Source organism: Sphingomonas sp. P2_B6 (genome assembly GCF_056404755.1).
The window spans coordinates 63,092-77,270 of the sequence record NZ_JBFUDK010000002.1 but is presented as its reverse complement, the minus strand read 5'-3'; the positions used below and the strand labels follow the sequence as shown (position 1 = coordinate 77,270).

Here is a 14,179-nt window from a genome sequence, read left to right as displayed (position 1 = left end):
GTCATGATGCCGTATCGGACATAAAAAGCAATAGGCGCCGCCGCAAAAAAAGTCTCACGTGAGACATTTATGACAGATATGTGATCGGAAACGCTCATTGTCTGCGGTGAGGCACAGGGAGGGGCGATGATCGACGCACAGGCGGCAAGGGCCGACTCGGACAGGCGACTCCGTCGACTGGTCATCGTCGGCGGCGGAACCGCCGGCTGGATGACCGCGGCATCGCTTGGATGGGCCTTGTCGGCGCTTCCGATCGAGGTCGTGCTGGTCGAGTCGGAGGAGATCGGCACCGTCGGTGTCGGCGAGGCGACCGTCCCGCATATCCGCTTCTTCAACCAGCGCCTCGGCATCGACGAAGCCGATTTCATGCGGCGGACCAACGCCACCTTCAAGCTGGGCATCGAGTTCCGCGACTGGGCGCGGATCGGCGACAGCTATATCCACCCGTTCGGCGATTATGGCCGCGATATCGCCGGCCTGCCCTTCCACCAGCACTGGCTGCGGCTCACCCGCGCCGGGCGCACGGACAAGCCGCTAGAGGCTTTCTCCCTCCCCATCCTGGCAGCGCGCGCGGACCGGTTCGCCCCGCCCTCCCCCGATCCGTCGACGATCGAATCGACCTTCTCCTACGCCTATCAATTCGATGCCGGCCTCTATGCCGCCTATCTGCGCCGCTATGCCGAACAGCGTGGTGTGCGGCGGGTCGAAGGCAAGGTGATGTCGGTCGACCAGGACGGCGAAACCGGGTTCATTCGTTCGGTCACGCTGGAAAGCGGCGAAGAGCTGGCCGGCGACCTGTTCGTCGATTGCTCGGGCTTTCGCGGCCTGTTGATCGAGGGCGCGCTCAAGGCCGGCTATGAGAGCTGGACTCACTGGCTGCCCTGCGACGCGGCGCTCGCGGTGCCGTGCGAGCATGGCGGCCCGCTCACCCCTTATACCCGGGCGACGGCGCGCGATGCCGGCTGGCAATGGCGCATTCCACTCCAGCACCGCGTCGGCAACGGCCATGTCTTCAGCACCGCTTTCACCGATGTGGAATCGGCGCGCGATCTGCTGATGGCGAATCTGGAGGGCGCGGCGCTGGCCGAGCCCAAATTGCTGCGTTTCGCCACGGGCAAGCGCAAGATGCAGTGGCTCGGCAATGTCGTCGCGATCGGCCTGTCCTCTGGCTTCCTCGAACCGCTGGAATCGACCAGCATCCACCTGATCCAGCTCGCCATCACCAAGCTGATCGAGCTGCTGCCGCTCGACGGCTGGGATCCGCTCGACGCCGCCGAATTCAACCGCTCGATGGCGGTCGAATATGAGCGAGTCCGCGACTTCCTGATCCTGCATTATTGCGCGACCGAGCGGACCGACACCGACTTCTGGAACCATTGCCGGACGATGAGCCTGCCCGACTCGCTCCAGTACAAGATGGCCGCCTTCCGCGAGCGCGGCGTGGTCGTGAAATATCGCGAGGGCATGTTCCTCGAGCCGAGCTGGCTCGCCGTCTATTACGGCCAGCGGATCGAACCGGACCGGGTCAGCCCGCTGGTCGAGGCACTGCCGATCGACGAAGTCGCCGCCCGCGCGGAGGCGATGGCGGTCGCTTTCCGCAGCGCCGCCGAGGCGATGCCCGATCACGCTTCCTATCTCCGCCAGCTCTCTGGCCTTGCCGATCCGGTGCGCGCATGATCGGGGGCGAGATGCGCACCATCGCAATCCTCGGTGGCACCGTGGCAGGCTGGATGGCCGCCGCCACCCTCGCCCGCCGCCTGCCGCGCCGGCACTACCGCGTCCTCGTCGTCGAAACCGATCGCGACGGTGACGGCCTGGGCGATTTCGGCACGACATTGACAGCGTTGCCGTCGATCAGGCCCTTCCACGACTCCCTTGGCATAGACGAAAATCTCATCCTGCGCGCCACGCGCGGCAGCTTCGCCCTTGGCGGTGCCTTTGCCGGTTGGGCCGAACCGGACTCGGCCTATTTCCTGCCCTTCGGCGCCGTCGGCGCGCCGCTCGGCCCGGTCGCTTTCCACCAGTTGCTGACCCGGTTGCGGCAGCATGGGCGCACCGTCCGGGCGGCGGACTATTCGATCGCGGCGATCGCGGCGCAGGCCGGCCGCTTCGCCCGCCCCTCGACCGACCAGCGCGCCATCATCTCGCAGTACGCCTATGGCCTGCATCTCGACGCCTGGGGCTATCTCGCGGCCATGCGCGCGACCGCGGAGGCGCACGGCGCGCGCGCTGCTGCGGCGCCGTTCCGTCAGGCGCTGCTGGGGGCTTCGGGCGAGATCGCGTCGCTCGAACTCGCCAATGGCGACTCGCTCGCCGCCCTGCTGTTCGTCGATGCGACCGGCACCGACGCGCTGCTGAGCCGGGGAACCCTCGGCGTCGGTTTTCAGAGCTGGCGACACTGGCTCCCCTGCGACCGCGCAATGGCCGCGCGCCTCGCCGATCCATCCGACCCCCCACCGCTCGGCCATGTCGAGGCGCTGCCGACCGGCTGGCGCAGCACCACGCCACTTGCCGGCGAGACGGGACGCCTGCTCTGCTGGAGCGACGCCTTCGGCGATGCGGGCGGCGCGACGGCCCTTGGCGTCGAAGGGGGCGAACCGCCGCACATGGTCTCGTTCGAGAATGGCCGCAGCGCTGCGCCCTGGTATCACAACTGCGTCGCGATCGGCGCTGCCGCCTGTGTGCTCGAACCACTGCATCCGGTCGCGCTCCACCTCGTGCAGAGCGCGCTTGCCCGGCTTGTCACCTTGTTCCCCGATACGGCGGAAGCGCCGATCGAAGCGGCCGAATATAATCGCATGACGATCAACGAGACCGAAAGCGCCCGCGACTTCCTGATCGCGCAATATGCCACCAACGGACGCCTCGGCGATCCCTTCTGGAATGCGGTCCGCTCGGTCCGCCCGCCCGACCGCCTCGCCTACAAGCTCGCCCAGTTCGCCAGCGCCGGGCGCATGCCGATGTATGACGACGACATGTTCGAAGATGCCGACTGGATTGCCCTGCTCGACGCCCAGGGCCTCCACCCGCGCCGCCACGATGCACTGGCGGGCAGCGTGCCGATCGAGCGCATCGACCAGCATCTCGCCCGGCTGCGCGAGGCGATCATCGCAGGGGTGAAGACGATGCCGTCACACGGCGACTATCTCCGCCGCGCCTATGCCGCCCCGCCGCGCGGCGCTGCCGCATGACCGCGCCCACGCCCATCCGCAGCGTCGTCATCGTCGGGGGCGGCACCGCCGGCTGGATGGCCGCCGCCGCGCTGTCGCGCCTCGTCCGTACCGGCGTATCGGTCACGCTGGTCGAATCCGATGCGATCGCCACGGTCGGCGTCGGCGAGGCGACGATCCCGCCGATCCGCAACTTCAACGGCCTGCTCGGCATCGACGAGAACGACTTCCTGTCCAAGACCCAGGGCACGATCAAGCTCGGCATCGATTTCATCGACTGGACGCGCGAGGGCCATCGTTACACGCACCCGTTCGGCGAGTTCGGCTTCGACATCGAGGGCGTGAAGTTCCACCATTTCTGGCGAAAACTCTACGCCGCGGGCCAGGCAAGCTGGATCGAGGACTATAATCTCTGCGCCACCGCACAGAAACTCGGACGCTACACCACCCCCGTCGCCGATCCGGCCTCGGTGCTCTCGCGCCTGACCTATGCCTATCAGTTCGATGCGTCGCTCTATGCCGCCTATCTGCGCGCCTATGCCGAGGCGCGCGGCGTGGTGCGCACGGAGGGCAAGGTCGTCGAGGTCGCGTTGCGTGGCGAGGACGGGCATGTCGAGGCGATCCAGCTCGAGGGCGACCGCCGGATCGAAGGCGAGTTGTTCGTCGATTGCACCGGCTTTCGCGCCCTGCTGATCGAGGACGCGCTGCAGACGGGCTTCGAATCCTGGAAGCACTGGCTGCAATGCGACCGTGCAATTGCGGTGCCGACCGCGAACACGAGCCACGCGACCACCCCTTACACGCGCGCGACCGCGCGCCGCGCGGGCTGGCAATGGCGCATTCCGTTGCAGCACCGCGTCGGCAACGGCTTCGTCTATTGCAGCGACGATATCGGCGATGACGAAGCGACCGGAACGCTGCTCGCCCATCTCGACGGCCCGACGCTCCGCGATCCGATGCTGATCCGGTTCGAGGCCGGCCGGCGCAAGCTCGCCTGGAACCGCAACGTGGTCGCGCTGGGCCTGGCCTCGGGTTTCGTCGAGCCACTCGAATCGACCAGTATCCACATGATCCAGACCGGCGTCTCGAAGCTGATGGCGCTGTTCCCCGACCGGGGCTTCTCGCCGGTCGAGCGCGACGAATATAACCGCCAGAGCCAGCTCCAGATGGAGCAGGTCCGCGACTTCGTGATCCTGCACTATCACGCCAATGAGCGGACCGACGGCGATCTGTGGCGGCGCGTGCGCGAGATGGAGGTGCCGGAGACGCTTCGGCGCAAGATCGACCTGTTCAGGGGCCGTGGCCGGTTCTTCCGCTACGATGACGAGCTGTTCGCTGAATCGAGCTGGGTCGCGGTATTGCTCGGTCAGAACGTCATGCCCGCCGGCTGGGATCCGCTTGCCGACGCGGTCGACCCGGCGCTCGTCCGCCAGCGGCTCGACCGCATCCGCGAGGTATTCCGCCGCGCCGCCGAGGCGATGCCGCGCCATGAGGACTGGATCGCGCGCAACTGCCCCGCTCCCACCGCCGTTCCGTCGAGAAAGACCGCATGACCGACAACCGCATCCGCAAGATCGTCATCGTGGGCGGCGGCACCGCCGGCTGGATGGCGGCGGCGACCTTCGCCAAGCTGCTGAGCACTGACTATACCGAGATCACGCTGATCGAATCCGACGCGATCGGCATCGTCGGGGTGGGCGAGGCGACGATCCCGCAAATGGCGATCTTCAACCGCATGCTCGGCATCGACGAGGACGAGTTCCTCCGCGAGACGCGCGGCACGTTCAAGCTCGGCATCGAATTCGTCGACTGGGGACGGATCGGGCACACCTATTTCCACCCCTTCGGCAAGTTCGGCGTGGATATGGCGGGGGTATCGTTCCACGCGCATTGGCTGCGCGCGCATCATGCGGGCGATCCCCGGCCGATCGAGCAATATTCGCTTCAGGCGCTTGCCGGCGAGCGGGCGAAGTTCATGCGCTCGATCGACAATGGCAAGAACTCGCCGCTGAGCGAGATCGCTTATGCCTATCATTTCGATACCGCGCTCTACGGCCCCTATCTGCGGCGCTATTCGGAAGCGCGCGGGGTCGTGCGGCAGGAAGGGAAGATCGTCGATGTCGCCCTGCGCGGCAGCGACGGCTTCATCGAGGCGGTCGTGCTGGAGGACGGCACCCGCATCGAGGGCGATCTGTTCATCGACTGCTCCGGTTTCCGCGGGCTGCTGATCGAGCAGGCGCTGGACGGCGGCTACGAGGACTGGTCGCATTGGCTGCCCTGCAACCGCGCCGTCGCGGTGCCCTGCGCGCATGGATCGCATTTCAGCCCCTATACCCGCTCGACCGCGCACAGCGCCGGCTGGCAATGGCGCATCCCGCTGCAGCACCGCATCGGCAACGGCCATGTCTTTTCGACCGATTATATGAGCGAGGACGAAGCGACCGCGATCCTGCTCGCCAATCTCGACGGGGAAGCGCTGGCCGAGCCGCGTGCCATCCCGTTTCAGAGCGGCCACCGGCAGAAGATGTGGATCAGGAACTGCGTCGCGCTTGGCCTTGCCTCGGGCTTCATGGAGCCGCTCGAATCGACCAGCATCTGGCTGGTGCAGAGCGGACTCGCCCGCCTGATGGGCATGTTCCCCGATCGCGGCTTCGCGCAGGGTACGATCGATCGTTACAACCGCATCCTGCTGAACGAATATCGCCAGATCCGTGACTTCATCATCCTTCATTATCACGCCACCGCGCGCGACGATTCGCCTTTCTGGGATTATTGCCGGACGATGGAGATTCCCGAACGCCTCAACGAGAAGATGCGCTGTTTCGAGGAATATGGCCGCACCTTCCGCGACGATGACGAATTGTTCAACGAGACGAGCTGGTTCGCGGTGATGAACGGCCAGGGCATGAAGGCCGCCACGCACGATCCGGTCGCCGACACGCTGAGTCCGGAAGTGCTGGAAGCGCGGCTGACCAACATCCGCGAGACCATCGCAGCCTCGGTCGGCTATATGCCGGGCCACCGCGCGTTCATCGACCGCCACTGCGCGGCGGTCTGAGATGCGAGCCGGGCTCCGTGCGGCGATCCTTGCAGCCCTGGCGCTTGCCGTCGCGGCCCCGTCGCGGTCGGCCGATACACCGACGACGGCGATTCACCTCAACCAGCTCGGTTTCGACCCTGTCGCGCCCAAGCGCGCGATCGTCGCCGATCCGGCAACCGCGCCCCTGCCCTGGCGCCTGATCGACGCCGGCGGCGCCACCGTGGCTCAAGGCAGGAGCCAGGTCACCGGCGATGATGCCGCGTCGCGCGATCATGTCCATGAGGTCGATTTCAGCGGGGTCGGCATGCCCGGCACCTATCGCCTGAAGGTCGGCGACGTCGAAAGCCGCCCCTTCCGCATCGCGCGCGGCCTCTACGCCCCGCTCAAATATGCCGCGCTCAACTATTTCTACCAGACCCGCGCCGGCATCGCGATCGAGGCGCGCTATGCCGGCGGCGCTTCATGGGCGCGCCCTGCGGGCCATCCGAGGGAAATCGCCCCCTGTTTCTCGGGCAAGGACGAGAAGGGCAATGACTGGCCCGGCTGCGACTATAGCCTCGACGTGACTGGCGGCTGGTACGACGCCGGCGACCACGGCAAATATGTCGTCAACGGCGGTATCGCGCTGTGGACGCTGCAAAATGTCGCAGAGCGCGAAGCGGCGAAGAAGGGTCCCTCGGCCTTTGCCGATGGCAAGGCAAAGCTGCCCGAGGCCGGCAATGGAGTAAACGACCTGCTCGACGAGGCGCGCTGGCAGATGCGCTTCCTGCTCGCCATGCAGGTGCCCGACGGCAAGCATCTCCGCGTCCCCGTCGGCCCGCAGCCACCCGGCGCGGCGTTGGTCTTCACCGATATCGATGCCTCGGGCATGGCGCACCACAAGGTCGCCGACCGGGCCTGGACCGGGCTGCCGATGCGGCCGGCGGACGATCCGCAGCCGCGCCTGCTCTATCCGCCCAGCACCGGCGCTACACTCAACCTCGCCGCCACCGCCGCGCAATGCGCCCGGATCTGGCGGAGGATCGATCCGGCCTTCGCTGCCCGTTGCCTGAGCGCGAGCGAACGCGCCTTCAATGCGGCCCTGCGCAACCCGGAAGTCTATGCGCCCGACACCTTCACCGGCAGCGGCGGCTATGGCGATCGCACCCTGGCCGATGAATTCTACTGGGCCGCGGCCGAACTGTTCGTGACGACCGGAAAATCCGCTTACCGCGAGGCAATCACACATATGGCGCAATTCTCTGCGCCCATGACCGAACCCGGCTGGCCCAGCACGGCAGCGCTCGGCACGATCACGCTGGCCACTATCCCCAATTCGCTGTCGGCGAAGGAGCTGGAATCGCAGCGCGGCCTGATCGTCGACGCGGCGCGGCGCTTCCTCGCGGAGGAAGAACGGTCGGGCTATCGCATTCCTTATGCCAGCACGGCCTACCCCTGGGGCTCCAATGCGACCATCCTCAATCGCGCGATCATCCTGGCGCTGGCTGCGGACTTCAGCGGCGAGGCGCCCTTGCGCGGCGCCGTGGTCGACGCGATCGACTATGTGCTCGGCCGCAACCCGCTCGACCAGAGTTATGTCAGCGGCTTCGGCGCCAATCCGATGCGCCACCCGCACCATCGCTTCTGGGCACCGTCGCTCGATCCGAAACTGCCTGGCCCGCCGCCGGGCGTGCTGTCGGGCGGCCCAAACTCGACCGCGATGGCGGACGATGTCGCGAAAACGATGAAGGGCAAATGCGCGCCGCAACGTTGCTGGCGCGACGACGTCCATGCCTATGCGCTGAACGAAGTGGCGATCAACTGGAACGCACCGTTGTTCTGGGTGGCGGCTTATCTGGATGAGGAACGCTAGATGATCAGAAGGCCAGGCATCGGTCCCGTAACAAGGGCGTTGTTGCTTTTGCCCATCATCGCACTGACCGGGGCCGCGCCCGCGCCTAAATGGCAGCCGATCTTCGACGGCCGGACGCTCGATGGCTGGACGCCGAAGATCACCGGCCGCGCCGTCGGGGAAGATCCGCGCCACATGTTCGTCGTGGAGCATGGCGCGATTCGCGTTTCCTATGCGGGGTATCCGCGGTTCGAGGGCGAGTTCGGCCATCTTTTCTGGAAGACTCCGCTGCATGCCTATCGCCTGCGGTTCGACTATCGCCTGTTCGGCGAGCCCCTTCCGGGCGTGAAGATATGGCAGCAGACCAATAGCGGCCTGATGTTCCACGCCCAGGCACCCGAAACCATGCGGCGCGACCAGGCCTTCCCGGTCAGCCTGGAGATGCAGCTGCTCGCCGTGCCGCGCGCCGTGCGGGAACCGACCGCCAATGTGTGTACGCCGGGCACGACCGTCGAGATCGCGGGGAAGCTGGATCCGCGCCATTGCATCCTGTCGTCCTCGCCGCTGATGCCCAGAGAGCAATGGACTCACGCCGAACTGGAGGTCCTGCCGAGTGGTCAGATCACGCACCGCATCAACGGGAAAATCGTCCTGCGCTACGCCAATCCCCAGCTCGACCCCGACGATGCGGACGCCAAACCGCTCATCGCCGCAGCGGGCGGGGCTTTGACGTTGCGTCGGGGCTATATCGCGCTGCAAAGCGAGGGGAACCAGGTCGAATTCAGGAAGATCGAGCTGCAGTCGCTCGACTGACGATGCCATCCTGGTCGATGACCGTGGTGCCGCCGCGATCTGGCGTATCATTCGAAGATGGCGATCGCCGATCGTCAGTCGATGAGATGCGACAACCAGTGCAGCGTGTTGAGCGCGAATTGCTGATCGTCGTCGATCGTCAGACCGATATGCCTGGCGGCATGGGTCGGGCTCGTCACCACCTGCGCCGAGAACATCGCGGCCTCGCCGGCGATCACCACCCTGCCCTTGCCGACCGTCATCGCCAGCGCCTGAACCCTGCCGCCAACAGCCTTGCCCGGGACGGTCTCGCCCTTCATCAGCCCGCCGGCCTCCACCGGTGTCGCTACCTCCAGGGCATACTTGGGAAGGTCGAGCAGCCCGACTCCGCCCTCCGGGACACCGAGCGATTGTCCCGTGAAGCTGCGTACCTTCCGCACCTCTTCCTTGTCCGATCGGCCGTGGAGGATCGGATGATCGCCGAGATGCGCACCGGCATACTCGATCGCGAAGGTGACTTTGCCATCCTCCTGCGTGGCGACATAGCCCTGTCCCATATCCACGCCGAAGGCACCGGCGAGATCGGCCGCCGCGCCACCGAACGGCGCATGGTCGGCAAGTAGCAGGAGCGATCCGCCGGCCTCCACCCAGTCATGGGTCGCGGCGATCTCCTCGGGCGCAAAGGCCGACGTCCCGGGTGTCTCCGATCGGGCATTGGCGATCACCAGGACATTCACGCCGGCGAGGGTCTCGATGGAAAGCGGAGTCGTGAGGGCGGACACCTTGTAGCCGTCAGCCTCGAGCAGCTTGCCGAACGGCGCGTACCGTCCGTCCAGCGTATGGAAATTCCGGTGTGCGCCGTCGAGCGCGACATGTGGCCCCTGTTCGACATAGGCGGGACTCTCGAGCTTCGGCGCATAGTCAGGGTCCGCCACCTGCTGCGCCGTCGCGGGAGCCGCCAGGCAGAGAAGGAGGGCGCCAGCGGCAAGCACATGTCCAAGCATCGTCGTTGACTACGCCGGTTGCGCGGACGTGACGAGAGGCAAATCCCTATCCCCGCGCGGACAGCATCCCCAGCAGATAGGCGCGAATGCGCTCGTTACGCTCCTTGCCCGGCGCGCCCAGCACGCCGCGCACATGCTCGGGCAGATGATCGCCGGCATGCTCGGCATCCTCGCCGAAGACGAGATGGTCGAACCACGCCTTCCATGCCTTTTTCTCCGCCGGCGGCAAGTCGCGCACGCTCATCAGCGCATGGACCATGGCGACGAAGGGCGTTGCCGACGTGTCATAGGCCCACCAGTAATTGACCAGCACGTTGATCCGGTCGAACGCGCGGACATGATGCCACCAGATCGCCGGGATGAAGAGCATGTCGCCCGGCCCGAGCTCGGCGACCTGGGCATGGCGTAGCGCCTCGGCGAAGCGCGGATAACGCTCCAGGTCGGGCTCGTCCGGATCGACCATGCTCGCCGGCGGCCCCGCCAGCGTGCGGTCGAGCGGCCCGACGTAGAGGTTCGCCACCTGCTCGGGCGGAAACAGGGTGAAGCGCCGCCGCCCCGCCACCACCGCGGCAAGATTGGGCGAGGCATCGTAATGCGTCGCCACGCGCGTCGCGTTGCCGATCCATACCCGCGGCGTCGCCCCGGTCGCCGGCAGGTCCAGCCGGTTCGCCTCCCCCCAGCCAGGCAGATGATCGGGCGCCGCGGCGGCATTGGCATAGATGGCCGGCGGATTCGCCGTCCTCTCCTCCGCCAGCTGCAGCAGCTGCCCCATCAGCGCCGCCAGCGGCACCTGCTGGCGGGTGAAGTTGAAGCCCCGCATATCGTCGCGGTAGAAGAAGCGGCCGGCGATCTCGGGCGGCCCGAGCAGCACCTCGAGCGGCTTGCCGCCCGCGAACCCCGCCACGTAGTCGGCCAGCGCCCGTTCCCCGCGCCTGCCCGCCGCGACCGCCGGCCAGTCGGCCACCTGTCCGCGCAGCACGACCGGCGCATAGCTCGGCGCGATCTCGCGGGCGAAGGTCTCGGCATCGACCGCCGGGCGCTCGGCGACGCGGGTATCGGTGACGGCTTTGACATCGAGGGACATGAGTGTCTCTTAACTCCAGGCGCGAGCGCGCGCCATCGCCTCGCCGCACATAGCTGTTACCGCTAACGCACGGCAGTTCAGGCAGGGCGTGCCGACCTGGAGGGCGGCCGGCGTCGCGGCGCGGCGTCCGACTGGCGCCGGACCAGCGTGAAATCGAGCACGACGTGCTGCTGCTTCTCGTCATTCGCGCGCGGGCGGCGAATCGTCGAGACCAGCATCTCGACCGCCGCGCGCGACATGTCGGCGATCGGCTGGTGGATCGTGGTCAGCTCGGGCCAGATCGCGGTCGCCAGCGTGGTGTCGTCGAAACCGCACACCGTGAGATCGCCGGGCACATCGAGCCCGCGGCGATGCGCCACCGCGACGCAGGCGGCCGCCATATCGTCATTGCTGGCGAAGATCGCGGACGGCGGATCCGCCACGTCGAGCAGCTTCTCCGCCGCATCCAGGCCCGAGCGATAGGTAAACAACCCTTGCACGATCAGCGCCTCGTCCATCGGGATATGCGCCTTGGCCAGCGCATCGCGATAGCCGCGCAACCGCTCGTCGCTGGCGGTCTGTTCGGGATTGCCGATGACGAACCCGATACGATGATGGCCGAGCGAGACGATATGCCCCGTCATCGCATAGGCGGCGGAATATTCGTCGACGCTGACGGCGTTCAGCTCCGCCGCCGGACGGCCGCTGCCGACCAGCACCGCCGGCACGCCCTCGTCGGCGATGGTCTTGATCAGCTTCAGGGAGTCGCACAGCGGCGATGGCAGGATCAGCCCGTCGATCCCGCTGTCGATCAGATGCTTGGCCACCTCGATCTCGTGATCGCCCAGTTCGCATTTCTCGATGATCAGCTRCACGTCGCTGCGGCTTGCCTGGTCGAGGCTGCCGACGAGGAACTCGCTGAGATAGGCGGCGCTGGGATTGCTGTAGAGCAGGCCGATCCGCACCGGCGCCGCGCCGGCAAGACTGCGCGCGGCGGGGTTGGGCGAATAGCTGAGCGCGGCAATAGCGGCATTGACGGCGTCGCGCGTGGTCGGACGAACATTGGCTTCGCCATTGATGACGCGGGAGACGGTCATGGACGAAACCGACGCCATACGGGCAACGTCTCTGATCGTGGGCGCCGTTCTACGGCGGCGGGAGTTCTTCTCGTTCACGGTACTATCGGTCTCCTCGCGCCCGCTAATAGCCTATTATTTCGATTCCGCACCATATGTGCATGCAAGATCGCAGCCGCGTGACGGACAGGCATGCCACCGCGCCGATCGCCACGCCCGCCGCTCCTATTGACAAGGTTGGTCAAACCGCCATCATGATACCGCTATCAGGGCCGGCAAGACCGTGAGGCGGGGCAGCGGAGAAGCAGGATGGGCGGAATATCGCGGCGCGAGGGGCTGATGATGGCCGCCGGGATGGTGCTCACCGCCTGTGCCGGCAGCGGCCCCACTTCGGCCAGCGGCGCCTTGCCGGGCCCCGGCCCGACGCCCGCGTCACCGCCCTCCCCCACACCCACGGCGTCGCCGGCTGTCTCGCTGAACGAGGCCGCCCGCGCGAAAGGCATGCGGTTCGGCTCGGCCTGTGCGTGGAGCGCGCCGGGTGCCGACCGCGGGTCCTTCGCCAACCCGTCCTATGCGGCGCTGCTGGAGGCCGATTGCGGTATCCTCGTCCCCGAGAACGAGATGAAATGGCAGTTCATCCGCCCGAGCGCGACCAGCTTCGACTTCACGCGGTTCGACGCGATGATGGCCTATGCGGAAAGCAAGGGGCTCGCCGTGCGCGGCCACAATCTCCTTTGGCACCAGCCCAAATGGATGCCCGCCTGGGCTGAAAGCCATGACTATGGCCCCAACCCCGCGATCGAGGCCGATCGGCTGCTGACCGAGCATATCCGCACCGTCTGCGCCCGCTACGGCGCGAAGATCGCCAGTTACGACGTGGTCAACGAGGCCGTGAACCCGGCCGATGCCAGCCTGTACGAAACCGCGCTGTCGCGGGCATTGGGCGGCGCGACGGCGACGCTCGACCTCGCCTTCCACACCGCCCGTGTCGCCGCGCCGCACGCGCAGCTCGTCTATAATGATTATATGAGTTGGGAGCCGGGCAATGCGACCCACCGCGCCGGCGTGCTCCGCCTGCTCGAAGGCTTCAAGACGCGCGGCACCCCGGTCGACGCGCTCGGCGTTCAGTCGCATCTCATCACGCAGGGAACGGACACCGCGGGCAGCGTTTCGGCACAGCAGGCCGAGTGGCGGCGTTTCCTCGACCAGGTCGTGGCGATGGGCTACAAGTTGCTGATCACCGAGTTCGACGTGCGCGACAATAATCTGCCCGCCGACATCGCCGTACGAGACCGCGCAGTGGCTGATTACAGCCGCGCTTATCTCGATGTGATGGTCACCTATCCGCAGCTCTCCGACCTTCTCGTCTGGGGCATGTGCGACCGCTACAGCTGGATCGAGGGGTTCGAGCCGCGCGGTGACCGGGCGAAGCGCCGCCCCTGCCCCTATGACAGCGATTTCAAGCCAAAACCGATGCGTACCGCCGTCGCCGAAGCGTTCGCGGCCGCACCGGCGCGAACCTGACACGAGCCGCGAAAGGTGGCCATCAAAGGAGCGGAGGATATGCGACAGGTTTTGACGATCTTTCTTGCCGGCAGCGCAGCGATGCTCGCCCTGCCGGTACTCGCGCAACAGGCGGCGGCACCGGCGGCGAAGAGCGATGCATCCGACGACATCATAAAAAAGGCGGTCAACCAGCCCGGCACCAACTGGCAGGTCTATGGCCCCAACCAGAAGGCCAAAGCGCTGAACGATGGCGGCGTGCCCGGCGGCCAGGTGATCCGCGTGACCGTGTCGGCCAAGGGCGCCAATGCCTGGGACGTCGGCTCCAGCTCGCCGATCCAGAAACCGATCGCGGCGGGCGACACGATCCTGGTCGCGATGTATCTGCGCGCGCCCGAGCTGAAGGACGGCGAGACCGCCTCCATCCCCTATATCGGCGCGAATGGCGTGGCGGCTCCTTACGAGAATCTCGTCGGCAACGGCGTGACGATCAACAAGGACTGGAAGCTCTATTATGCCTCGGGCAAGGCGGCGAAGGCCTTTCCCGGCGGTACCATGCGCGCCACCGCCCATCTCGCGGCGGACAAGCAGGTGATCGATCTCGGGCCGGTGTTCGTGCTCGATTTCGGCCAGAATTACGATCCCGCCAAACTCCCCAAGAACTGAGGAAAAGAAACGATGAAGCGTGCCTGTGGAGCGG

The 14,179-nt window shown here is 66.6% G+C and carries 11 protein-coding genes; 8 read left to right on the top strand and 3 right to left on the bottom strand.

Annotated elements, in window-relative coordinates; translation table 11 throughout:
* Positions 1–126 precede the first annotated feature (126 nt).
* Genes AC1DX5_RS02905 through AC1DX5_RS02880 form a run of 6 tightly spaced genes read left to right on the top strand, consistent with a single transcriptional unit; the run spans position 127 to position 8,854 of the window.
* Positions 127–1,677: a tryptophan halogenase family protein gene (locus tag AC1DX5_RS02905; RefSeq protein WP_465173199.1), complete on the top strand. Its 1,551-nt coding sequence runs from the start codon at positions 127–129 to the stop codon at positions 1,675–1,677.
* An 11-nt stretch (positions 1,678–1,688) separates the two neighbouring features.
* Positions 1,689–3,191 (top strand): tryptophan halogenase family protein, encoded by a 1,503-nt coding sequence (locus AC1DX5_RS02900; protein WP_465173198.1) that lies wholly within the window; start codon positions 1,689–1,691, stop codon positions 3,189–3,191.
* Positions 3,188–4,723, top strand: coding sequence for a tryptophan halogenase family protein (locus AC1DX5_RS02895; protein ID WP_478014097.1), 1,536 nt, complete (start codon positions 3,188–3,190; stop codon positions 4,721–4,723). The genes AC1DX5_RS02900 and AC1DX5_RS02895 overlap by 4 nt, the downstream gene beginning before the upstream one ends.
* Entirely contained in the window at positions 4,720–6,228 is a 1,509-nt protein-coding gene (locus tag AC1DX5_RS02890; protein ID WP_478014095.1) for a tryptophan halogenase family protein, read from the top strand. Before AC1DX5_RS02895 ends, AC1DX5_RS02890 begins: the two co-directional genes overlap by 4 nt.
* Position 6,229: 1 nt before the next feature.
* Positions 6,230–8,062 carry a glycoside hydrolase family 9 protein gene (locus AC1DX5_RS02885; protein ID WP_478014094.1) on the top strand — a complete coding sequence of 611 codons (1,833 nt, stop codon included), beginning with the start codon at positions 6,230–6,232 and terminating at the stop codon, positions 8,060–8,062.
* A 48-nt stretch (positions 8,063–8,110) separates the two neighbouring features.
* The gene (locus AC1DX5_RS02880) at positions 8,111–8,854 is read left to right on the top strand and encodes a 3-keto-disaccharide hydrolase (RefSeq protein WP_478014092.1); all 744 of its coding nucleotides are present in this window, start codon (positions 8,111–8,113) and stop codon (positions 8,852–8,854) included.
* Positions 8,855–8,928: 74 nt separating this feature from the next.
* Here AC1DX5_RS02880 and AC1DX5_RS02875 read toward each other — a convergent pair whose 3' ends face one another.
* The 3 genes from AC1DX5_RS02875 to AC1DX5_RS02865 all read right to left on the bottom strand — a co-directional run bounded on the left by AC1DX5_RS02875 (position 8,929) and on the right by AC1DX5_RS02865 (position 12,075).
* The gene (locus AC1DX5_RS02875) at positions 8,929–9,768 is read right to left on the bottom strand and encodes a hypothetical protein (RefSeq protein ID WP_478014090.1); all 840 of its coding nucleotides are present in this window, start codon (positions 9,766–9,768) and stop codon (positions 8,929–8,931) included.
* Positions 9,769–9,883: 115 nt separating this feature from the next.
* On the bottom strand, positions 9,884–10,921 hold the full coding sequence (locus AC1DX5_RS02870) for a cupin-like domain-containing protein (protein ID WP_478014088.1): 1,038 nt from the start codon (positions 10,919–10,921) through the stop codon (positions 9,884–9,886).
* 77 nt (positions 10,922–10,998) lie between these two features.
* Complete coding sequence (locus AC1DX5_RS02865) at positions 10,999–12,075, bottom strand: LacI family DNA-binding transcriptional regulator (protein WP_478014086.1); 1,077 nt, start codon at positions 12,073–12,075, stop codon at positions 10,999–11,001.
* Between the two features lie 210 nt (positions 12,076–12,285).
* Between AC1DX5_RS02865 and AC1DX5_RS02860 the strand changes: the two genes are divergently transcribed.
* Together AC1DX5_RS02860 and AC1DX5_RS02855 are read left to right on the top strand one after the other, a co-directional pair.
* Entirely contained in the window at positions 12,286–13,500 is a 1,215-nt protein-coding gene (locus AC1DX5_RS02860; protein WP_478014084.1) for an endo-1,4-beta-xylanase, read from the top strand.
* Positions 13,501–13,539: 39 nt separating this feature from the next.
* Entirely contained in the window at positions 13,540–14,145 is a 606-nt protein-coding gene (locus AC1DX5_RS02855) for a hypothetical protein (RefSeq protein WP_478014083.1), read from the top strand.
* Positions 14,146–14,179: the final 34 nt, after the last annotated feature.